General features: G+C 74.4%; 22 protein-coding genes. 17 read left to right on the forward strand and 5 right to left on the reverse strand.

Going from position 1 to position 21376, the window contains the following annotated elements; all coding sequences use genetic code 11:
* Nucleotides 1–4 precede the first annotated feature (4 nt).
* Complete coding sequence (locus ACU436_RS18205) at nt 5–1477, reverse strand: DUF7782 domain-containing protein (RefSeq protein ID WP_459026743.1); 1473 nt, start codon at nt 1475–1477, stop codon at nt 5–7.
* Between the two features lie 132 nt (nt 1478–1609).
* Here ACU436_RS18205 and ACU436_RS18210 point away from each other — a divergent pair, with 132 nt between their 5' ends.
* The 9 genes from ACU436_RS18210 (at nt 1610) to ACU436_RS18250 (ending at nt 8159) form a co-directional block, all read left to right on the forward strand.
* Nucleotides 1610–2206: an HhH-GPD-type base excision DNA repair protein gene (locus ACU436_RS18210; RefSeq protein WP_459026745.1), complete on the forward strand. Its 597-nt coding sequence runs from the start codon at nt 1610–1612 to the stop codon at nt 2204–2206.
* Nucleotides 2207–2605, forward strand: coding sequence for an ArsR/SmtB family transcription factor (locus ACU436_RS18215; RefSeq protein WP_459026747.1), 399 nt, complete (start codon nt 2207–2209; stop codon nt 2603–2605).
* A 58-nt stretch (nt 2606–2663) separates the two neighbouring features.
* Nucleotides 2664–3338 carry an energy-coupling factor ABC transporter permease gene (locus ACU436_RS18220; RefSeq protein ID WP_459026749.1) on the forward strand — a complete coding sequence of 225 codons (675 nt, stop codon included), beginning with the start codon at nt 2664–2666 and terminating at the stop codon, nt 3336–3338.
* Nucleotides 3339–3641 carry an energy-coupling factor ABC transporter substrate-binding protein gene (locus tag ACU436_RS18225; RefSeq protein ID WP_459026750.1) on the forward strand — a complete coding sequence of 101 codons (303 nt, stop codon included), beginning with the start codon at nt 3339–3341 and terminating at the stop codon, nt 3639–3641. It begins immediately after the preceding gene.
* The gene (gene cbiQ / locus ACU436_RS18230; protein WP_459026751.1) at nt 3641–4378 is read left to right on the forward strand and encodes a cobalt ECF transporter T component CbiQ; all 738 of its coding nucleotides are present in this window, start codon (nt 3641–3643) and stop codon (nt 4376–4378) included. The genes ACU436_RS18225 and cbiQ overlap by 1 nt, the downstream gene beginning before the upstream one ends.
* A complete protein-coding gene (locus tag ACU436_RS18235; RefSeq protein ID WP_459026753.1) occupies nt 4375–5229 on the forward strand; it encodes an energy-coupling factor ABC transporter ATP-binding protein in 855 nt (284 codons plus the stop codon). Before cbiQ ends, ACU436_RS18235 begins: the two co-directional genes overlap by 4 nt.
* Nucleotides 5230–5306: 77 nt before the next feature.
* The gene (locus ACU436_RS18240) at nt 5307–5633 is read left to right on the forward strand and encodes a DUF3099 domain-containing protein (protein ID WP_459026755.1); all 327 of its coding nucleotides are present in this window, start codon (nt 5307–5309) and stop codon (nt 5631–5633) included.
* A 1348-nt stretch (nt 5634–6981) separates the two neighbouring features.
* The gene (locus ACU436_RS18245; protein WP_459027044.1) at nt 6982–7446 is read left to right on the forward strand and encodes a hypothetical protein; all 465 of its coding nucleotides are present in this window, start codon (nt 6982–6984) and stop codon (nt 7444–7446) included.
* The gene (locus ACU436_RS18250) at nt 7443–8159 is read left to right on the forward strand and encodes a haloacid dehalogenase type II (RefSeq protein WP_459027033.1); all 717 of its coding nucleotides are present in this window, start codon (nt 7443–7445) and stop codon (nt 8157–8159) included. Before ACU436_RS18245 ends, ACU436_RS18250 begins: the two co-directional genes overlap by 4 nt.
* Before the next feature lie 162 nt (nt 8160–8321).
* On the opposite strand, the gene ACU436_RS18255 is transcribed toward ACU436_RS18250, so the two are convergent.
* Both ACU436_RS18255 and ACU436_RS18260 read right to left on the reverse strand, forming a co-directional pair.
* Nucleotides 8322–9167, reverse strand: a complete 846-nt coding sequence (locus ACU436_RS18255) for a carbohydrate kinase family protein (RefSeq protein ID WP_459026757.1) — start codon at nt 9165–9167, stop codon at nt 8322–8324.
* The gene (locus ACU436_RS18260) at nt 9164–10096 is read right to left on the reverse strand and encodes a pseudouridine-5'-phosphate glycosidase (protein ID WP_459027035.1); all 933 of its coding nucleotides are present in this window, start codon (nt 10094–10096) and stop codon (nt 9164–9166) included. The genes ACU436_RS18255 and ACU436_RS18260 overlap by 4 nt, the downstream gene beginning before the upstream one ends.
* A 10-nt stretch (nt 10097–10106) precedes the next feature.
* Between ACU436_RS18260 and ACU436_RS18265 the strand changes: the two genes are divergently transcribed.
* Both ACU436_RS18265 and ACU436_RS18270 read left to right on the forward strand, forming a co-directional pair.
* Nucleotides 10107–10370: a DUF3039 domain-containing protein gene (locus tag ACU436_RS18265; protein WP_459026760.1), complete on the forward strand. Its 264-nt coding sequence runs from the start codon at nt 10107–10109 to the stop codon at nt 10368–10370.
* Nucleotides 10371–10403: 33 nt separating this feature from the next.
* Complete coding sequence (locus ACU436_RS18270) at nt 10404–11063, forward strand: class I SAM-dependent methyltransferase (RefSeq protein ID WP_459026761.1); 660 nt, start codon at nt 10404–10406, stop codon at nt 11061–11063.
* Between the two features lie 136 nt (nt 11064–11199).
* On the opposite strand, the gene ACU436_RS18275 is transcribed toward ACU436_RS18270, so the two are convergent.
* Nucleotides 11200–12891 carry a PHA/PHB synthase family protein gene (locus ACU436_RS18275; protein ID WP_459026763.1) on the reverse strand — a complete coding sequence of 564 codons (1692 nt, stop codon included), beginning with the start codon at nt 12889–12891 and terminating at the stop codon, nt 11200–11202.
* A 239-nt stretch (nt 12892–13130) separates the two neighbouring features.
* Here ACU436_RS18275 and ACU436_RS18280 point away from each other — a divergent pair, with 239 nt between their 5' ends.
* The gene (locus ACU436_RS18280; protein ID WP_459026765.1) at nt 13131–14858 is read left to right on the forward strand and encodes a DEAD/DEAH box helicase; all 1728 of its coding nucleotides are present in this window, start codon (nt 13131–13133) and stop codon (nt 14856–14858) included.
* 98 nt (nt 14859–14956) lie between these two features.
* On the opposite strand, the gene ACU436_RS18285 is transcribed toward ACU436_RS18280, so the two are convergent.
* Nucleotides 14957–15142 (reverse strand): DUF7455 domain-containing protein, encoded by a 186-nt coding sequence (locus tag ACU436_RS18285; protein WP_142047742.1) that lies wholly within the window; start codon nt 15140–15142, stop codon nt 14957–14959.
* A gap of 351 nt (nt 15143–15493) precedes the next feature.
* Here ACU436_RS18285 and ACU436_RS18290 point away from each other — a divergent pair, with 351 nt between their 5' ends.
* From ACU436_RS18290 to ACU436_RS18310, 5 genes are all read left to right on the forward strand, one after another.
* Nucleotides 15494–16312, forward strand: coding sequence for an EamA family transporter (locus tag ACU436_RS18290; RefSeq protein ID WP_459027036.1), 819 nt, complete (start codon nt 15494–15496; stop codon nt 16310–16312).
* 284 nt (nt 16313–16596) lie between these two features.
* Nucleotides 16597–17724, forward strand: a complete 1128-nt coding sequence (locus tag ACU436_RS18295; RefSeq protein ID WP_459026768.1) for a sugar ABC transporter substrate-binding protein — start codon at nt 16597–16599, stop codon at nt 17722–17724.
* Nucleotides 17725–17798: 74 nt separating this feature from the next.
* Nucleotides 17799–18572: an ATP-binding cassette domain-containing protein gene (locus ACU436_RS18300; RefSeq protein WP_459026770.1), complete on the forward strand. Its 774-nt coding sequence runs from the start codon at nt 17799–17801 to the stop codon at nt 18570–18572.
* Between the two features lie 14 nt (nt 18573–18586).
* Nucleotides 18587–20050, forward strand: coding sequence for a sugar ABC transporter permease (locus tag ACU436_RS18305; RefSeq protein ID WP_459027038.1), 1464 nt, complete (start codon nt 18587–18589; stop codon nt 20048–20050).
* Entirely contained in the window at nt 20047–21249 is a 1203-nt protein-coding gene (locus ACU436_RS18310) for an ROK family protein (protein WP_459026772.1), read from the forward strand. The genes ACU436_RS18305 and ACU436_RS18310 overlap by 4 nt, the downstream gene beginning before the upstream one ends.
* Nucleotides 21250–21376: the final 127 nt, after the last annotated feature.

The following is a 21376-nucleotide window of genomic DNA, read 5'->3' on the forward strand; positions in this document are numbered from 1 at the left end:
TCTCTCACGCCGGAACCAGGACGCCGTGCCGGACGAACTCGCGCACGGCCGGGAGCGCCGCCGCCACCAGCTCATCGGCCGGACGGTCGTGTGCGACGGCCAGCAGCTCCACGAGCTCGCCGAGCGCGAGCGCGCCCTGGCAACCGGCCAGCAGCGCGGCGGCGGGCCCGTCGACCTCGTGCCGCCAGCGCGGCCCGTCCAGCCGCGCGACGGCGGCGCCGACCTCGGTCCACCCCTCGGCGCCGGGTTCCGCGTACGTCTCCAGCACCACGGACGGGGCCACCGCCAGCGGCGCGGCGAGGAGCGCGTCGTCGCGGGCGTGGGCGCGCAGCCAGTCGATGCGGTCCAGCCAGCCCGCCGTCTCGGGGCCGAGCGGGTCGGCGACCTCCCCGAGGAGGTCCTCGAACACCACGGTCGGCTCCTCGCCCGTGCGCCGGACGGTGAGGAACCCGAACCCGACGGCCTCGACGCGCTCGCGCTCCATCCAGTCCAGCCACGCACCCGCCTGCCGGCGGGCCTCCGGTGAGGTCAGGTCGAGCCCGGCGTCGCGCTGCCACGTCCCGACGTGCAGCGCGGGGTCGGACACCTCCCGCTGCACGATCCACGCGTCGACGCCGTCCGGCAGCCAGGACCGCACCCGGTCGGGCCAGTCCTCGCCCCGCACGTGCAGCCACGAGCCGAGCAGCTGTGCCACACCGCCCGGTTCCAGGTGCCCGGGAAGGGCGTGCAGCAACGCCGCCAGCGCGGCGTCGCCGTCCTGGCCCGAGTCGCGGTAGACGTAGTCGACGCGCGCCGGACCCGGCACGAACGGCGGGTTCGACACGATCTGGTCGAACCGGCGGCCCGCCACCGGCTCCAGCCACGGTCCCTCCACGAGCTCGACGTCGACCCCGCTCAGCGCGAACGTCGCCCCGGCCATCGCGAGCGCCCGCGGCGCCACGTCGGTGGCCGTCACCGCCCGCGCGTGCCGTCCCGCGTGCAGCGCCTGCACGCCGCAGCCGGTGCCGAGATCGAGCAGCGCGCCCACCGGACGCCGGACCGTGGCGGCGGCGAGCGTCAGCGACGCGGCCCCCACGCCGGTGACGTGGTCGCGCTCCTGGCGGCGGGCGTCGAGGTCGGAGAGCACCCACCAGTCGCCCTCGTCGTCACCGTGCGGGCGCAGGTCGAGCACGGCCCGCCAGCCCCGCGCGTCCTCCACGAGGAGGCCCGCGGCCGCCGCGTCGGCGGGTGCCAGGGGCGCGAGCGCGGCCGCGACGGCGGCGTCCGGCTCGGTCGAGCCCAGCAGCAGGAGCCGGACGAGCACCCCCAGCTCACCGCCGTCCCGGCTCGCGCGGAAGGCCGGCTCGACCTCGCCGCGCCCGAGCGCCGCATGCGCGGACGGGCCGAGCAGCTCCCGCACGCCGTCGGTGGTGTAGCGGTCGCGCAGCAGCGCGGTGCGCAGCGCCTCGGCGGCGCCGGGGGAGAGATGGGGAAGCACGGCGACAGTCTCGCGCGCCGCGCGCGCGTGCCCGGCACGGCCCGGACCGTCGCACACCAAGTGTGGTGCTCGCACAGCAACTGCAGTTGGTGTGCCGGCGTCGATGTTGGTGTGTGAGCGCTCGGACGGCGCATGCGGCGCTACCCTCCGGTCGTGGCCCTCTGTCTCGCCCAGGACGTCGACGCCGACGCGCTGCTCGACCGCGACCCGCTGGCCCTGCTGATCGGCATGCTGCTGGACCAGCAGTTCCCGATGGAGCGGGCGTTCGCCGGTCCGGCGCTGATCGCCCAGCGGCTCGGCGTCACCGTGCTCGACGCCCGCGAGCTCGCGGTGCACGACCCGGAGGCGCTCGTCCAGGTCTTCCGCGGCCCGCCCGCCGTCCACCGCTACCCGGGGTCGATGGCCGGTCGCGTGCAGGCGCTCGCCGCCGCGGTCGTCGAGCAGTACGACGGCGACGCGTCCCGGCTCTGGAGCGGCGTCGACGACGGGCGCGAGCTCTTCCGCCGGCTGAACGAGCTCCCCGGCTTCGGCACGCAGAAGGCGCAGATCTTCACCGCGCTGCTGGGCAAGCAGCGCGGCGTCGCCCCGCCCGGCTGGCGGGAGGCGGCGGGCGGCTACGGCGAGGAGGGCGTGCACCGTTCGGTGGCCGACGTCGTCGACGCGGCATCCCTCGCCCAGGTCCGCGCGTACAAGCAGGCCAAGAAGGCGGCCGCGAAGGCGGGAGGCTGAGTGCACCGGGTGCCCGCAGCCCGCCGGGACACGCGGGTCATCGATCCCGACCAGGTGTGCGACGCCGCGGCCGTGCTGGCCGACGCCGCGCAGCTGCAGAACTCGGCCGCCGTGCTCGACGCGCTGGGCGACGTCAACCGGCTCAGCATCCTGCTCGCGTTGCACCACGCGGGCGACCTGTGCGTCTCCGACCTCGCCTTCGCCGTGGGGATGAGCGACAGCGCCGTGTCGCACGCGCTGCGGCTGCTGCGCGCGCACGGGATGGTGAGCGCCCACCGGCAGGGGAGGTTGGTCCGCTACCGGGTCATCGGGGAGCTCACCACCCGGCTGCTGGACGTGGTGTCCGAGGGGGTCGTCGGGGATGTCGTGCTGCACGCTCACGACCGCGATCACCGCTGAACGATTGAACGGCTGTTCATACTTGATGGCGGTCGCCGCCGCGGCTTAGATTCCGCCGGTGCACATCGCCGAGGGGTACCTGCCGCCGCTGCACGCCGTCGCCTGGACGGCGGTGGCCGCGCCGTTCGTCGTGCACGGGGCGCGTGCCGTGGTCCGGCAGGTCCGCGAGGAGCCCGAGACCCGGCTCTTGCTCGGGGCGGCCGGCGCATTCACGTTCGTGCTCTCGGCGCTCAAGCTCCCGTCCGTCACCGGTTCCAGCTCGCACCCGACGGGCACCGGCCTCGGCGCGATCCTGTTCCGACCACCCGTGATGGCCCTGCTCGGCACGATCGTGCTGACGTTCCAGGCGCTGCTGCTCGCCCACGGCGGGATCACCACGCTCGGCGCCAACGCCTTCTCGATGGCGGTGGTCGGGCCGTGGGTCGCCTACGGGGTGTACGCGCTGGTCCGGCGGCTCGGCGGCGGGCTCGCGGCCGCGGTGTTCCTCGCCGCCGCGCTGGCCGACCTCTCGACCTACTGCACGACCGCCGTCCAGCTCGCCCTCGCCCACCCGGATCCGGCGTCCGGTGTCTCGGGGGCGCTCGGCGAGTTCATCGCGATCTTCGCCGTGACGCAGATCCCCCTGGCCGTGAGCGAGGGCCTGCTCACCGTGCTGGTCGTGCGCCTGCTCACCCGCGTCAGCCCGGCCGAGCTCGCCCGGCTCGGTATCCGTCCCGCCCGCCAGGAGGCATGAGTGTCGCGCTTCAGCCTGACCAACTGGCTGCTCGTCCTGGGCGTCGTGCTGCTCGCGGCCGTTCCGCTGCTGTTCATCGGCAGCGACACCGAGTTCGGCGGCGCCGACGGCGTGGCCGTGGAACGCATCGACGAGAGCGGCTACCAGCCGTGGTTCGCGCCGCTGTTCGAGCCGGCGCCGGAGACGGCGTCCGGGCTGTTCGCGCTGCAGGCGGCGATCGGTGGGGGCGTGCTCGGGTACGTGTTCGGGGTGGTCCGCACCCGCCGCCGCAACGCTCCGCCGCACGCGGACCCGCCGGCCTGATGCCCGCCCTCGATGCCGTGGCCTGCACCGGGCCGTGGCGCCACCGGCACCCGGGGGAGAAGGCCGCGCTCGCGTTCGGCCTGCTCTGCTGCGCCGTCGTACTGCCGCCGTGGCCGGGTGCCCTGGTGGTCGGGGTGGTGGCCGCGGCGCTGCTGCTCGGCCCGGCCGGGCTCGGGGCCCGCAGGCTGCTGCGGGCCGCGCGCGGCCCGCTGGCGTTCGTCGTGGTCGGTGCGCTGCCGCTGCTGTTCTCGGTGGGCGGCCCGACGTTCGTCCGGCTCGATCCCGCGGGGGTGGGTGCCGCGCTCGCGCTGGCCGGGCGGGCCACCGCGGCCGTGCTGTGCCTGCTGCTGTTCGCGGCCACCACGCCGCTCGCCGACACCCTGCCGCGGCTGCACCGGCTCGGGGTGCCGCCGGCCGTGGTCGACGTCGCCGGGCTCGTCTACCGGATGCTGTTCCTGCTGCTCGACCGCATCGCCGCGGTGCGGGCCGCGCAGGCGGGCCGCCTCGGGTTCCGCTCCTCCCGCACCGCGTTCCGGTCGGTGGCCGGCCAGGCAGGCGCGGTGTTCGTGAGCGCCTTCGACCGGGCCCGGCGGATGGAGCAGGGCCTCGCCCTGCGCGGCGAGCCCGGGGCGTTGCGGGTGCAGCTGCCCGAGCAGCGGCTCTCACGACGGTTCCTGGCGGGAACCGCCGTGTTGCTCGCGGCGGTCGTCACCCTGTCGTCGGTGCTCGCCGCGTGACGGCCCCGGTGCTCGAGGCCCGCGGCCTGCACTTCGGCTACGAGCCCGGCCGGCCCGTCCTCACCGGCGCCGACCTCGCGCTGCACGCCGGGCGCCGCACCGCCGTCCTCGGGCCGAACGGCGGCGGCAAGACCACGCTCTTCCGGCTGCTGGCCGGGGCGCTCGCCCCGGATGCGGGGGAGGTGCTGCTCGACGGCGTCCCCGTGCGCCGCACCCGCGCCGGCCGGACCGCGTTGCGCACCCAGGTGCAGCTCGTGCTCCAGGACCCCGACGACCAGCTCTTCGCCGCCACCGTCGCCCAGGACGTGTCGTTCGGGCCGGTCAACATGGGGCTGGACGAGTCCGCGGTGCACGCCCGCGTGGCCGCCGCCCTCGCCGCGCTCGACCTCGCCGCGGTCGCGGACCGGCCCCCGCACCTGCTCTCGTTCGGTCAGAAGAAGCGGGTGGCCATCGCGGGTGCCGTCGCGATGGCGCCCCGGCTCCTGGTGCTCGACGAGCCGACGGCGGGCCTCGACCCGGCCGGGGTCGAAGCGCTGCTGGTGACCCTCGCCGAACTGGAGACCGGTGGCACGACGCCGGTGCTGTCCACCCACGACGTCGACCTCGCCCACCGGTGGGCCGCCGACGTCGCGGTGGTCGTCGACGGGCGGGTGCGGACGGGCCCTGCCGACGACGTGCTCGGTGACCCCGATCTGCTGCGGACGGCGCGGCTCGGCCCGGCCTGGGCACCGGCCGTGCACCGGCTGCTGCGGGCCGCGGGATCCGATGCCCGACCCTGCAGCGCGGCCGAGCTGCATGCCCTGCTGGACGGTCGGACGGAACCCGACGGGTCGCGAGTGCCGACGCGGTGAAATGGGCACCCGGGTGGGGCAGACGCCGCAGCACCCGAGTGGCACGATGGGTGTAGGTGCGAAAGGCGCCAGAGGGAGTGCATGCAGTGGCAGCAGATCCGCAGCGCGCAACCGACCCGGTGCTCATCACCGACGCGGCCCGCTCCTACGAGGAGGAGCTCGCCGTCCGGAAGCGACGTTACAAGATCATGATGGGGATGCGGATCCCCTTCATGGTCCTCGCCGCCGCCTTCTACCAGATCCCGTGGCTCGCGGTCTCCTTGCTGGTGCTGTCGATCCCGCTCCCGTGGGTGGCCGTGCTCATCGCCAACGACCGGTTGCCCAAGAAGGCGGAGAAGAACAACCGCTACCGGCCGGACCGCCGCCAGATCGAGCAGCGCGAGCACCCGACCATCGACGGCTAGCTACTACAGCCGGAGTTCGTGATGGTGCCCGGCGCAGCGTCGCTGGTGGGGCGCGGTCCGTGGCTGCGTCAGCAACCGGCACCGGACACCCACTGCTTTCGTGTCCTGTTGGTGGGTGGGGAATGCGGGACGGTCGTCGGGTGGAGCTGGCCTGGGGGTTCGCTGCCGGTGGGCGCGCCGTACCCGGCTCGTGGTGTGGGGCCCTCGTCTCGATCCGGTCTGGGGTGCGTTCCCTCCGGTTTGCCTGGTCCCCGCCATCTTTGCGGGGTGGTCGGGTTGGCGTCACTGCCGTCGCCCCGGGGTCATCCGGGTGGCCGTCCCCGGCCTGCTGGCACGCCGGTTGGCGACGGGATCCTGCGGCTGGGTGGGACTCGACCGGCGGTGGTGCCGTTGCCCGGGCCGCTCAGGCTGTGGTGTCGGCGCCGAATGTCCGGCCGCCCGACCGCCCGGCCTGGAGTGACCCGAGGATGGGGTGTGATCAGCGGATACGGGACCTGGCGTGCATAGGTGAGTGTGATGTCCCGATCCCGCCGATCACGGCCCGCTGGGTGTCGATGTCGGGGTTGTTCGTGGGGTCGCCCGGGTGTCTGGGGAGTGCAGAAGGGGCGGGCGGGACCACCGCAGGTCGAGTGGCTGTCGGCAGCGGCGGTCTCGTCGGGACTGGCGTGCCGGCAGGTCGGGGACGGCCGCCCCGGTGACCCCGGGGGGACGGTGGTGGTGCCAACCGGATCACCGGCGGGGTGAGGTCGGGTCCGGACGGGAGTGGTCGCGCCCGGGGCCGGGTCGACGGGGTGGGTCGTTCGGGCTGCGAGCCGGGTACGGCGCGCCCACCGGCAGCCGATCCCGCGACGAGGCAGCCCTGACCGCGAGGCGGCGGTCACGTTCATGATCCGCGGTATCGGTTGTTCATGGCTGCGGCCACAGCCATGAACAACCGATCAGGGCCGCTCGGATGAGCTGCCGCGCAGCCGGGCCGGCGACCCGACACCGACACAGTGGCCGAACCGGCCACTACCGCAGCCGACCAGCAACATGATCACGATCTACCGCTGCCGTACTAGGCGCCAGCACACTTCAACCGCTGTTGAAGCGTTCGGCGGTTACGTTCGATCCGTGACCGGAGAGGCGGACCTCGCGCGGATCGGGGCACTCCTCGCCGACCGCAACCGCGTCGCGATGCTGCTCGCGCTGCTCGCCGGCCGGCCGATGTCGGCCTCCGCGCTGGCCGACGTCGCGGGGGTGTCCCCGTCGCTGGCGAGCGCGCACCTGCGCAAGCTCGTGGAGGGCGGGCTGCTCGTCGTCGAGTCGGAGGGCGGGCCGTCACCGGCTCTTCCGGCTGGCCACGGCGGTGGCGGACGCCCTCGAAGGCCTGCTGCTGCTCGCGCCACCGGACCGGGTCACGTCGCTGCGCGCGTCGGTCCGCGGGCAGAACCTGCGGCGGGCGCGGATGTGCTACGACCACCTGGCGGGCACGTTCGGCGTCGCGCTCACGGAGGCGCTCACCGAGCGCGGGGTGCTCGTCGAGCAGGACGGCGGCTACGCCGTCACCGCGCAGGCCCCGGCGGTGCTCGCGCGGATAGGGGTGCAGGTCGAGGGGCTCGACCGCCTGCGCCGCCCGCTGGCCCGCCGGTGCATGGACTGGAGCGAGCGCCGCCACCACCTGGCGGGGAGCCTCGGCGCCGCCGTCACGAGCCGGCTGATCGAGCTGGGTTGGGTGCGCCTGACCGAGGCGAGCCGGGTGGTGCGGCTGACGGCGGCGGGGCAGCAGGGGCTCGGCGAGTGGTTGCAGGTCGATCTGGGGAGCGCATCGTGAGAGCGGACGAGGTGGACGTGCTGGCGTTCGACGTCTTCGGTACGAGCGTCGACTGGTGGACCGGGATCACCCGCCAGGTCGCCGGGATCGCGGCCACCCGCGGGATCGACGTCGACGCCGCGGCGCTCACCGGCGCGTGGCGCGACCGGTACCTCCCGTCGATGGCCCGCGTGCGGGACGGCGAGCGGCCGTGGACGCCCCTCGACACGCTCCACCGGGAGTCCCTCGACGACCTGCTGGACGAGTTCGGGCTCGCCGACCGCGTCGACGACGAGGTACGCGAGCGGCTCGTGCGCTGCTGGTACCGCCTGCCCGCATGGGACGACGTGGCGGCCGGCCTGGAGCGGCTGCGCGGGCGCCACCTCGTGGTCGCCCTGTCGAACGGCGGGTTCGCGCTGCTCACGCACCTCGCCAAGGACGCGGGCCTGCGGTTCGACGCGATCCTCTCGGCCGAGCTCGCTCGGACGTACAAGCCCGACCCGGCCGTCTACCGCACCGCGGCCGGCCTGCTCGGTGTGGAACCGGAACGCATGCTGCTGGTCGCCTGCCACGGGTGGGACATCACCGGGGCGGCGAACGCCGGGCTGCGCACCGCGTTCCTCGAGCGCCCGGCGGAGAAGGGCCCCGGCCGCGCTGCCGACCGCGCCGCCGACACCCCGGCCGACCTGGCCGTCCGCGGCGTCGACGAGCTGGCGGCTGCACTGGGCTGCTAGTGTCCCGAACCGAAAGTCCACCACATAACTCGACGGCCCAGCTTCCCGCTGGCCGCACCGGCGAACCGTCCGAGTACGCCCGGTACGAGGCCGGCCCGCCGGAAACCTGGATCCGCCGATTTATGCACCGGACTTCCGGTTCGGGACACCAGAGAGCGGGGCTCAGCCGGGCCGCGCCCCCAGCCGACCCACCGCCGCCGCGCCCGCGGCGCAGCCCGCCTCCAGGGCGGCCGCGGGCCCCGCCCCGGTGAGCCACGCGACGAGCACGCCGGCGTCGAAGGCGTCGCCCGCGCCGGTCGGGTCCACCACCTCGGTGGGAGGGGGCTGCGCCGTCCACGTGCCGTGCCCGTCTGTCCAGCCTGCCGGTGCCGGGCCGGCCGTCGCCGCGACGGCCCCCACCACCTCGCGCAGCGCGTCGGCGCCCCCGAGCGCGGCCAGCTCGGCGGCGTTCGGCAGCAGCAGGTCGGCGCCGCGCACGTCGTCGACGAACCCGGGGTCCAGGGCGGGTGCGACCTGCGGGTCCACCGACGTGCTCAGCCCGGCCGCGCGGGCTCGGCTGAGCGCTGCCCGTCCCGCGGCCCGCGACGCCGGGCCGAGCAGGACGTAGCCCGAGAGGTGCAGGTGGTCGGCCCCGTCGAGGTAGGGCAGGTCGGAGGGCGCCAGTCGGGCGGCAGCGCCGCGGTCGGACAACATCGTGCGGTCGCCGTCGGCGAGGAGCACGACCACCGTGCACGTCGGGAGCCCCGGATCGACCGCGAGCGCGGGGCGCACCCCGGCCGCCCGCAGGTCGTCGGCGGCCGCGCGGCCGGCGGGGTCGTCCCCGACCCGCGCGACGAGCGTCACATCGGCGCCGAGGTGGGCGAGCCACGCGGCGGTGTTCGCCCCGGCCCCGCCGGCGCGCATGCGGATCCGGGCGGGCACGTCCGCCCCGCCCACGGTGGGCGAGCACGGCTCGACGAGGACGTCCACCGCGACGTCGCCCACCACCACGACCCGGGGTGGCCTCATGTGCCGAGCGCGGCCGCCACCTGCGCGGCCAGCGCGGCGTTGGCCAGCACGAGGGCGAGGTTCGTCCGCAGGCTCGCGCCGCCGCTCTCGGAGTGGAAGTGCGCCAGCAGCAGCGGCGTGACGTCCTTGCCGGTGATCCCGCGCGACGCGACCAGCGCGAGGCCCTCGTCCAGGAGCCGATCGTGCAGCACACCGTCGAGCTCCGCGTCCGGTGGCACCGGCTGCGCGAGCACGGCGCCCGACGCCGCACCCAGCGCCCGGTGCGCCTGCCACACGGCGGCGGCCTCGGCGGGCGTGTCCACCCGCCACGGCACCGGGTGGCCGGAGTCGCGCCGGTAGAACCCGGGGAAGGCGTCGGTGCGGTAGCCGACGACGGGCACCGACTCGGTCTCCAGCACCTCGAGCGTGGCCGGCACGTCGAGGATCGACTTCACCCCCGAGCACACGACGAGCACCGGCGTGGCGGCCAGCGCGGCCAGGTCGGCGGACACGTCCCAGCTCTCCCGGGCGCCGCGGTGCACGCCGCCCAGACCGCCGGTGGCGAACACCTGCACGCCTGCGGCGTGGGCGAGGGCGGCCGTCGCCGCCACCGTCGTGGCGCCGTCGCGGCGCAGGCCGACCGCGGCGCCGAGGTCGCGGGCCGACAGCTTCGCGAGCCCGCCCGCGCACACGCGGTCCAGCTCGGCCGCGGTGAGCCCGACCCGGGCGACCCCGTCGAGGACGGCGGCGGTGGCGGGTACGGCGCCGTGGGCGCGGACGGTGGTCTCGAGCTCCTCGGCGGCGGCCCGGTTCTGCGGCGCGGGCAGGCCGTGGGCGAGCAAGGTGCTCTCCAACGCGACCACCGGGCGGCGGGTGGCGACGGCGTCGGCGACCTCGGGTGAGGTCAGTAACGGATCACGTGGGGAGACGGGAACGGGCACGTGGGGCATCATGGACGACATGGCCACGCAGGTTCTGCCCGACGTCGACACGCGTCCGGAGGGCACCGACACCACCGGCGACGACACGCCGAAGATGTTCCACTACGTGAAGAAGGCCAAGATCGCCGAGAGTGCGGTGCTGGGCAACATGGTGGTGGCGCTGTGCGGCGAGACGTTCCCGGTCACCCGCTCGCCGAAGCCCGGCTCGCCGGTGTGCCCGGAGTGCAAGAAGATCTTCGACACCTACCGCAGGGACGACGGCAATGACGGTGGCGGAGACTGAGCGGCCGCGCTGTTGAGTGACCACTCTGCCGGGGTGCCCGGCAGCATGCCGTCCCCGGCCCGGGTTCCCCTGCGCAGCGCACTCCGCGCGTGGGTGTACGACCGGGTCATCGCCGGGATGACGTCCGCGTGGTACCGGCACGTGCTCGCGCGGCTGCCCGACGGGGCGCGCATGCTCGACGTCGGGATCGGCACGGGCGCGGCGCTGGCGCGGTGCGCCGACGTCGTGCGAGCCAAGGAGCTCGCCGTGGTCGGCCTCGACATCGACCGGGACTACCTGGCGTGCTGCCAGGCCGCCCTCGGCCGCGCCGACCTCACCGGCCACGTCAACCCGGTGCTGGGCTCGGTCTACGACCACCGTGGCGGCCCGTACGACGCCGTGTACTTCAGCGCCAGCCTGATGCTGCTCCCCGACCCCGCCGCCGCCATCGCGCACGTCGCGTCCCTGCTCTCCCCGGAGGGGCGCCTGTACAGCACGCAGACGTTCCACCACCGCCGGTCCGCGCTGCTGGAGTGGGCGAAGCCGCTGGCCCAGCACGTCACCACGATCCACTTCGGGCGGGTCACCTACGAGCACGAGTTCCGCAAGGCCTTCGCCGACGCGGGGGTGGAGCTCGAGGAGCTCAGCACGATGCGCAGCACCCGCCACTCGTCCTACCGGCTCGCCGTCGCCCGCGTCCCCGACGCCGCCTGAAGGAAGGGGTCCTGGACGACTCCGGCCGTGGCGAGCGGCGTCCAGGTGGCCTCACGCTCACCGCCACCAGCCGATGCACGGGGCCACGGCCCGATCGGGCAGCAGGCCCGAGTCGTTCGGCGCTCCCAGCGCCCCGCTAACGCCCCAGGACGTACGCCCCGGGCGCGGGTGCCAGCGCGTGCATCCCGCGCCCGCCGAGCTTCGGTGGGGCGTCCTGCACGGCGCCGCTGCGGGCGACGAGCCAGTCGAGGTGGTCGGTCCACCACGAGCCGGCCTGGTCCTCGGCGTCGGCGAGCCAGCGGCCGGGTTCGCCGGGTACGGCGACGGCCGCCCGGAAACCGTCCCCGATGCCGCCCGGCGGGCTCACCAGGGAGGCGGCGTGCCCGCCCGTCGCGAGCACGAACCGGCAGGCGCCGCCGAGCAGGCCCGCGGCCGCGTACGCGTCGCGCCACGCGGTGACGGGGTCGGCCGCGCCGGCCACCAGGTAGCAGTCGCGGTCGACCTTGGCCAGGTCCAGCGGGGTGTCGAGCAGGCTCGCCGCGCCCGGCACGGCGAGCGGCGCCCGCAGGGCGACGTCGACGAGGTCGCGGTGCAGGCCCGCGGGCGCCCGGGTGGTGTCGGTGAGCCAGAACAGCACCTCGGACGTCGGGGGTTCGGCTCCGCAGAGGTAGGAGCTCACGGCCTGCGGCCACAGCAGGGTGTCCGGCGCCCGCCAGGCCAGCTCGGCGAGCAGCGGGCGGCCGTCGAGGTGGCCGGCGCGCTCCGACTCCGCCACGGCCGCCCATGCGGCGGCCGGGTCCGGTGGCACGGAGCGGGCGTCGAGCACGGTGCCGGCGAGCGTGACGGCGGCGACGCGGTGTTGGGTGCCGGTGGCGGCGAGGTGCGCGAGCAGCATCGCGGTGATCGTGCCGCCCGCGCCGAACGCCATCAGGGACGAGCGGTGGGTGCGGGCGACGTGCTCGGCGGCGTCCATCGCGTCGAGCACGGCCCGCCCGTACGTGTCGAGGTCCCAGTGCGCGTGTGCCGGGTCGTGGGCGGGGTCCGGGTTGCGCCAGGACACGGCGAACACCTGCACGCCCGCCCGGACGAGGTGCTCGACGATGCTGCGGCCGGGCGCGAGGTCGGCCAGGTAGTAGCGGTTGAGCACCGGCGGCACGACGAGCAGCGGCACCTCGTGCACGAGCTCGGTCTGGGGCAGGTACTGGATGAGCTCGAAGACGGGGGTGCGCAGCACCACCGCGCCCGGTGTGGTCCCGACGTCGGTGCCCACCTCGAGCGTGCCGGCCGCGGCGGGGGAGGGGGTGCGCGGCGGCGCGGCCATGTCGTCCACGAACCTGCGCATGCCGCGCACGGCGCTCGCCCCGCCGGTGCCGAGGGCCGCTCGCCACACCACCGGGTTCAGCGGCGTGGTGCTCGGGGACAGCGCGCCGGAGAGCACGGCGACCGTGGCGCGCAGCCGCGCCTCGTCCGGGGCGCCGAGCCCGGCGTCGGAGACGAGCGCGTCGGCGGTGGCGCTCGTGGCGAGGTGGGCCTGGGCGAGGCGGCGCAGGAGGGGGTTGCGCATCCACGCCGGGTCGGCGTAGCGCTCGCCGTCCGGTTCCGGCGTCACCCGGGAGCGGCCGGCGCCGATCCGGGCCAGCTCGGCCGCGAGCCCCACGCTCCGGCGGGCGAGGGCGCCGGGCCGGGCCGCGAGGGCGGCGGCCATCCGCAGCGCCGAACCCCCGGACAGCAGGCCCAGGGGGCCCGGATGCCCGTCGGCGATCAACGCGTCCAGCCCGGTGGCGGCGGCCTCCGCGGCATCCGCCGCGGGCGGGCGCTGGTCGGTCATCGCGGGCTCCTCGGTGCCGGCAGGGTGCTGCCGGAGCATCGCCCCTGCCGGGCCGCGGGGGCAAGTCGTCGCCACCCGGTCAGGGGGACACCGGCGTTCGTTCCCAGCATGCACCATCGGCGGGTCCCACCCGTCCCACGGGCGGCGCCCGTTAACCTGATCGACGCCCCGCAGCCGCCCCGCGCCATCAACGGTGACGCCGCGGGCACCGAGTGCCGGGCCATTCCCGAGAAGTCGAGATGTCAGGGAGATGTGTGTCCGCGCCGACCCCTCAGGCCCAGCAGATCGCTCCCTCCGCACGACCGTTGCGCGCCTGGCAGCGCAGCGCCCTCGCCCGCTACCTCGCGGCCGCGCCCACGGACTTCCTCGCCGTGGCCACGCCGGGCGCGGGCAAGACCGCGTTCGCGCTGCGCGTTGCCTCCGAGCTGATCGCCGACCGGCTGATCGACGCGATCACCGTCGTCACGCCCACCGAGCACCTCAAGCACCAGTGGGCGGTGTCGGCCGCGCAGGTGGGCATCGCCCTCGACCCGGACTTCCGCAACTCCACCGGGGCCACCTCGTCGGACTACCGGGGCATCGCCGTCACCTATGCGGGGGTGGCCTCCCACCCGCTGCTGCACCGCGCCCGCACCGACAACCGGCGCACCCTGGTGATCCTCGACGAGGTGCACCACGCGGGCGACGCCCGCTCGTGGGGCGACGGCGTCCGGGAGGCCTTCGACGGTGCCACGCGGCGGCTCACCCTGACCGGGACCCCGTTCCGCAGCGACGACAACCCGATCCCGTTCATCGACTACCTCCCGGACTCCGACGGCAGCCTGCGCAGCCGGGCCGACCACTCCTACGGCTACGCCGAGGCCCTCGCCGACGGCGTCGTGCGGCCCGTCATGTTCCTCGCCTACTCCGGCACGTCCAGCTGGCGCACGAGCGCCGGCGAGGAGATGACGGCCCGGCTCGGCGAGCCGATGACGGCCGAGCAGACCGCCCGCGCCTGGCGCACCGCGCTCGATCCGGCCGGTGAGTGGATCCCGGCGGTGCTGTCGGCCGCCGACCGGCGGCTCACCGCCCACCGCAACGGCGGGATGCCCGACGCGGGCGGCCTCGTGATCGCCTCGGACCAGACCACCGCGCGCGCCTACGCGGAGATCCTCACGCGGGTGACGGGCACCGCCCCGGTCGTCGTGCTGTCCGACGAGCCGGGCGCCTCGGCGCGGATCGCGAAGTTCGGCGAGTCCGAGGATCGCTGGATGGTGGCGGTCCGGATGGTGTCGGAGGGCGTCGACGTGCCGCGGCTCGCGGTCGGCGTGTACGCCACGAGCGCGTCCACCCCGCTGTTCTTCGCCCAGGCCATCGGCCGGTTCGTGCGGTCGAGGAGGGCGGGGGAGACGGCGTCGGTCTTCGTGCCGAGCGTGCCGGTGCTGCTGGGGCTCGCGAGCGAGCTGGAGGCCCAGCGCGACCACGTGCTCGGCCAGCCGCACCGGGCCGACGAGCAGTGGGACGACGAGCTGCTCGCCCGTGCCCAGCGCCAGGAGGACGAGCCGGGGGAGGACGAGAAGTCGTTCACCGCCCTCGGCGCGGAGGCCGAGCTGGACCAGCTGATCTACGAGGGCACGTCGTTCTCCGCCGACGAGGAGGACTACCTGGGCCTGCCCGGTCTGCTCGAGCCCGAGCAGGTGCGCACCCTGCTCAACCAGCGGCAGAAGGAGTGGATGACCCGCTCCCAGAAGAAGGCGCCCGCGGTGCAGCCGCCACCCGCCGAACGGCCGCAGCTGACGGTCCGCGAGCAGCTGAACAAGCTCCGCAAGGAGCTCAACACCCTGGTGGCCCTGTACCACCACCGCACCAACAAGCCGCACGGGATGATCCACAGCGAGCTGCGCAAGACCTGTGGCGGCCCGCCCACCGCCATGGCCAACATCGAGCAGCTCGAGGAGCGCGTCGCCACCCTCCGCTCCTGGCGCTGACCCGCGAGTCGCGCTCCGGTGCAGACGACGACGGGGCGGGGACCGAGTGGTCCCCGCCCCGTCGAGGCGTCGGATCGGGCCGGCCGGAGCCGGCCTCGTCAACTGCCTGACTGCACGTCGATCTCCAGCTCGCGGAGCTTGTCGGCGTGGGCCCGTGCGTGGTGACCGCAGAACAGCAGTTCGCCGCCCTTCGGCAACACGGCCCGGACCTTCGCAGCCGCCCCGCAACGGTCACAGCGGTCAGCGGCGGTCAACTCGGGCCGGGTCAGGGTTCCTGGCTGCATAGCGGTCTCCCTCCGTCTCGACCCCGGGCCGTGGACCCGAGATCGCTTGCTGTGACGACCGCTTGCGCGGTGCGCCCACTCTCCCAGACGTTCAGCACCCCTGCACGTGTTCCCGTGGCGCGTCGCGACGGACGTCACGCTCGACCGGGTGGCCGAGCCGTCCTCGCGGTGACATCACGGTGACTCCTGCAGATCCAGTTGACTACGAGTGAATGATGCGTTCCCGCAAGGGATGTCGCAACACGACCCATGTAAACACTTCTGACGGGCTGACTACGCTGGGCACACGTGCGCAGTGGTGTGGCAACGCGGGTTCCGGCGCCCGTCCTGTTCGTCGTGGGCGCCATCTCGATGTACGTCGGCGCGGCGCTGGCCGTCGCGCTGTTCGACCGGTTGCCGCCCAGCGCCGTCGCGGTGCTGCGCCTGCTCGGGGCCGCGTTGGTGCTGCTCGCATGGCGCCGACCTGCGCGATCGGCGTGGCGGGGCGCCCGGTTCTGGCGGGCTTCCGCGTTCGGGCTGGCCACCGCGCTGATGAACATCGCGTTCTACGAGGCCATCGCCCGGCTGCCGCTCGGCACGGCGGTGGCGATCGAGTTCTGCGGCCCGGTAGCGGTCGCGGCGGCGGCGTCGCGCCGCCCGCGGGACGTCGCCGCGGTGCTGTTCGCCGCGGTCGGTGTGCTCCTCATCGCGGATGTGCGCTGGTCAGGGAGCCCGTCCGGGGTGCTGTGGGCGCTCGGGGCGGCCACGATGTGGGCCGCGTACATCGTGCTCGGCAAGCGCGTGGCGTCCGGCGGCAACGGCCTGGACGACATGACGGTCGGGTTCGCGGTGGCGGCCGTCGTGCTCTCGCCGCTGCTCCTCGTCGACGGCCCGGGGGCGCTCGGCGCGCTGGCGGACCCCCTCGTGCTCGTGCTCGCGGTGGGCGTCGGGGTGCTGTCGAGCGTGGTCCCCTACGTGCTGGACCAGGTCGTCCTGCGCCGCCTGGGGCAGGCGCGGTTCGCCGTCCTGCTCGCGTTGCTGCCCGCCACGGCCACGGTCGTCGGCCTGATCGGGCTGGCGCAGGTCCCGACCGTGCTGGAGTTCCTCGGCATCGTCGCCGTCGTGGCCGCCGTGGCGCTCCGCTCCCGGGACGGGGACCCTCCGGCGACGGTGGGCCGAACGGGAGGATGACCACGCTCCGTAGCGGTCGGGGCTCTCACGATCCGTCATGCGGTTCCGCCCGATGGGGTGAGTGCGAGACGGTCGGGTGAATCTCGATCGCGGGTGCGGCTCGCCCGTGGCCGGGCGGGTGTGGGGAGCGTCCGGAAGTGTGCCCGCGGCAACAAATACGGGTCTGCGAGACCGAAATGTGACCGTCCGTCGAGAACTGTAACGATCCAGTGTGCTTGGCGCCACCCACGTCGGCGACATACGTTGTCGGTCACAACATTCCCCGCAGCTGTGGAGGGACCTTCATGCGCACCAGGAGAACCGCGCTCGCGGCCGCAGGGCTGGGAGCTGTCCTCGTACTCGCCGCCTGCGGCCAGAACGCCGCCGCGCCCTCCGCGCCCGCCGAGAGCGACGCGCCGGCCGGTGGGGTCAAGGTCGGCGTGATCCTCCCCGAGACCGAGAGCTCCGCCCGCTGGGAGGGCTTCGACAAGCCGCTCCTGGAGGAGGCGATGCAGGCCGAAGGTCTCGACGCGGACATCCAGAACGCCCTGGGCGACGAGCAGAAGTTCTCCACGCTGGCCGACAGCATGCTCGCCAGCGGCGTCAAGGTGCTCGTGATCGCGTCGATCAGCAGCGAGTCCGGGTCGGCCGTCGCGGCGAAGGCCAAGGCGCAGGGCATCCCGACCATCGACTACGACCGCCTCAACCTCGGCGGGTCGAGCGACTACTACGTCTCGTTCGACAACGAGAAGGTCGGCCAGCTGCAGGGCGAGGGCCTCGTGCAGGGCCTCGACGCGGCCGGTGTGGCCAACCCGCAGATCATCGAGATCGAGGGCGCGCCCACCGACAACAACGCCACGCTCTTCTACAACGGCCAGCAGCGCGTGCTCGGGCCGAAGTACCAGTCCGGCGAGTACAAGATCGTGCAGAGCCAGCAGATCGAGGACTGGGACGCCCAGATCGGGAGCACCACGTTCGAGCAGATCCTCACCGGCAACCAGGGCCACGTGGACGGCGTCGTGGCGGCCAACGACGAGCTCGCGGGCGGGATCATCACCGTCCTCACTAAGTACGGCCTCAACGGCAAGGTCGTGGTCACCGGCCAGGACGCCACCCCGGACGGCCTGCAGGCGATCCTGCGCGGTGACCAGTACATGACGGTCTACAAGCCGATCAAGCAGGAGGCCGAGGCAGCCGCGAAGCTCGCCGCCGCGCTCGCGAAGGGCGACACCGCCGCCGCCGACGCCCTCGCCACCCAGTCGGTGAACGACCCGAAGGCGGGCCGCGACGTGAAGTCGGTCCTGCGCGAGCCGCAGCTGATCACGCGGGAGAACGTCAAGACCGTGGTCGACGACGGCGCCGTGCCGGCGTCCGACATCTGCGTCGCGGAGACCACCGCGGCGTGCGACGAGCTGGGGATCAGCACCAGCTGAGCGTCGACCCGTCGTGAGCGGATACGAGTGCCACCGCGCTCGTATCCGCTCACGGATATACCGGAGGAGCACCCATGTCCGAACCCATCCTGCAGCTGCGCGGGGTGAACAAGAGCTTCGGCGCCGTGCAGGTCCTGCACGACGTCGACTTCGACGTGCGGGCCGGTGAGGTCACCGCGCTCGTCGGGGACAACGGCGCGGGCAAGTCCACGCTGGTCAAGTCCGTGGCCGGCATCCACCCCATCGACAGCGGGGAGATCCGCTTCGCCGGCGAGCCGGTGGCGATCCACGGACCCACCGACGCCTCACATCTGGGGATCGAGGTCGTCTACCAGGACCTCGCGCTGGCCGACAACCTCGACATCGTGCAGAACATGTTCCTCGGGCGGGAGCGGGGCAAGCCCTGGCTGCTCGACGAGGCCGACATGGAGCAGGCGGCCCGCCGCACCCTGGCGTCGCTGTCGGTGCGCACCGTCACGTCCGTGCGGATGCCGGTCGCGGCGCTGTCCGGTGGGCAGCGCCAGACCGTCGCCATCGCCAAGGCGGTGCTGTGGGACTCGAAGGTCGTGCTGCTGGACGAGCCCACGGCCGCGCTCGGCGTCGCGCAGACCCGCCAGGTGCTCGACCTGGTCCGCCGGCTCGCCGAGCAGGGCCTCGGGGTGGTGCTGATCAGCCACAACATGGCCGACGTGTTCGAGGTCGCCGATCGCATCGCCACGCTCTACCTCGGCCGGATGGTCGCCCAGGTGCCGACCAAGGACGTCACGCACGGCCAGGTCGTCGAGCTGATCACCGCCGGCCGGTCGGGCGACCTCGGCCTGCAGCGTCCCGAGAGCGTGGCCGTCTGATGTCAGCCGAGAAGATGCAGACGGAAGAGGCCCAGGCGGAGAAGGTGGCCGCCGCCGCAGGTGCGGCCGAGCGTGCCGCGCCCGCGTCCGCGCGTGCGGCCGACTTCGGCATCGACACCACTGCCCGCAGCACCGACGAGGCCATCCGCGCCTACCTGCGCAACCTGCGCAACGGGGATCTGGGCGCGCTGCCCGCCCTGCTCGGCCTCGCGGCCCTGTTCGTGCTGTTCACCGTGCTCGACTCGGGCGGCACGTTCCCGAGCCTGCTCAACCTGGCCAACCTGCTCCAGCAGGGCGCAGGCCAGACGATCATCGCGATGGGCCTGGTGTTCGTGCTGCTGACCGGCGAGATCGACCTCGCCGCCGGCACGGCGTCGGGGCTCGCGGCCGCGGTGATGGCGCTGCACCTCGTGAGCGGTGGCAACCTGCTCGGGGGCATGGGCACCACGGTGTTCGTGCTGTTCCTGCTGGTGGTCGTCGTCGCGATCGTGATCGCGCTGATGCTGCGCATCTGGTTCGGCGCCGCGTTCTCCGCCGTGGCGCTCGTACTGATGCTGGTCGGGTTCCCGCCGAACCCGTGGCTGGAGATGCTGCTCGCGGTGTGCGTGGGCGTCGTCATCGGCTGCCTCACCGGGTTCGCCGTCGCGAAGCTCGGGATGCCCTCGTTCGTGGTGACGTTGGCCCTGTTCATCGCGTGGCAGGGCGTGATCCTGCAGCTGATCGGCGACGGCGGCACGCTCGGCCTGCGCGACGATGTGATCTTCGCGGTGGCCAACGGCAACCTGTCGACGTTCGGCAGCTGGCTGCTGTTCGTGATCGGCGCGGGCGGCTACGCGGCCGTGCTGCTGAACCGGCAGCGGTCGCGGCGCAAGCTCGGGCTGGTGGCGCAGCCCACCGGCCTCGTGCTGCTGAAGGTCGGCGCCGTGGTGGTGCTCGCCGCCGTGGCGACGTTCCTGCTCACGCTCGACCGCTCGCCAGGCACGTCGCCGATCGCGGGCGTGCCGTACGTGGTGCCCGTCGTGCTCATCCTGCTCGTCGCGGGCACGTACGTGCTCGACCGCACCCGCTTCGGCCGGCACGTCTACGCGGTCGGCGGCAACCGCGAGGCCGCCCGCCGGGCGGGCATCGACGTCACGCGCGTGCGGGCCACCGTGTTCGTGATCGGCTCGGCCTGCGCGGCGATCGGCGCGATCATCTACTCCTCGAAGGTGGGCTCGGTGTCCCCGGCCGCGGGCGGCGGCAACACGCTGCTGTTCGCCGTGGGGGCCGCGGTCATCGGCGGCACGTCCCTGTTCGGCGGGCGCGGGCGCGTCAGCAACGCCGTGATCGGCGGCGCGGTGCTCGCCACCGTGAACAACGGGCTCGGCCTGCTCGGCCAGCCCGCGTCGGTGGTGTTCCTCGTCAACGGCATCGTCCTCCTGCTCGCCGCGGGGGTCGACGTGCTGTCGCGGCGGCGGTCGGCGGTCGCCGGCAGGTGAGTCGCACGTGGGGCGGTGACGGCGGCGGCGGGGCATCCGCCGTCACCGCAGGTGCCCGGCCCGACGAGGCTCGCCGGCACAACCGGGCCGCCCTGCTCCGGCGCCTGCACGTCGCCGGGCCCTGCACGCGTGCCACGCTCGCCTCCGAGCTGGGGCTCAACCGCAGCACGATCAAGGCGGTGGTCGACGGCCTCGCCGAGGCCGGGGTCGTCACCGAGGCGGTGCCCGCGCAACGCAACGGGGCGGGCCGCCCGTCGCTGATGGTGCTGCCCGAGCCGGAGGCCGCCGTCGTGCTCGCGATCGACGTGCGCGTCGAGCAGGTCGCGATGGCCATGGTCGGCATCGGCGGCCAGGTGCTCGGCCGGCACAGCTGGAACCTGCACCACCGCACCCGCACCCCGGGTGAGGTGATCACGCACATCGCGGAGTCGGCGCAGCTGCTCGCCGACGAGCTCGCCGTGGCCGCCCGCGGCGCGGCGGTGTCGGTGCCGGGCGTCGTGCGGCGCGACGACGGGTTCGTGCACGAGGCGCCCAACCTCGGGTGGCGCGACGTCGCGCTCGGCACCCGGCTGGGGGCGGTGCTGCGGATCCCCGTGCAGGTGGCCAACGACGCCGAGCTGGGTGCCCTCGCCGAGCACGTCCGGGGCGAGGCGCACGACGTCGACGACCTCGTCTACATCTCCGCCGACCGCGGTGTCGGCGGCGGGGTGATCGCCGCCGGGCGGCCCCTGCGCGGCACGCGCGGCTACGTCGGCGAGATCGGCCACCTCGTGGTCCGGCCCGGCGGGCGCGCCTGCTACTGCGGGAACAAGGGCTGCTGGGAGACCGAGGTGGGGGAGTCGGCGCTGTGCCGGGCGCTCGGGCTGCCCGAGGACACGCCGCGCGGCGTCGTCGTGGCCGAGCTGCGCTCGCTCGAGACGGCCCCGCTGCCCGGCCCGCTCGACGAGTTCGCCGAATGGCTGGCGATCGGCCTCGTCACGATCGTCAACGTGACGGCCCCGGACCTGGTGGTGCTCGGCGACCTGTTCACCGCGCTCCCGCCCGCGGTCGTCGACCACGTCCGGGCGCAGGTGCACGTACGGAGCCTCGTGAGCCGAGCGGTCGGCGGCACCCGCATCGAGACGAGCCCGCTCGGCCGTGACGCCAAGCTAGTCGGCGCCGCCGAGCTGGCGTTCGAGCCAGTACTGGGCGCGGTCTGAGCCGCCGCATCGTGCAGCTCCTCCGCGACCGGGTGCCGAGGGTCGTAGGCGGGCCAGCCCGGGTCGCCGGGCCAGTCGCTGGTCGTCTGCACGACCCCGGCCGGGTCCCCGTCCGAGGAGGCCCTCA

The organism is Pseudonocardia wallangbongensis, from assembly GCF_054486945.1.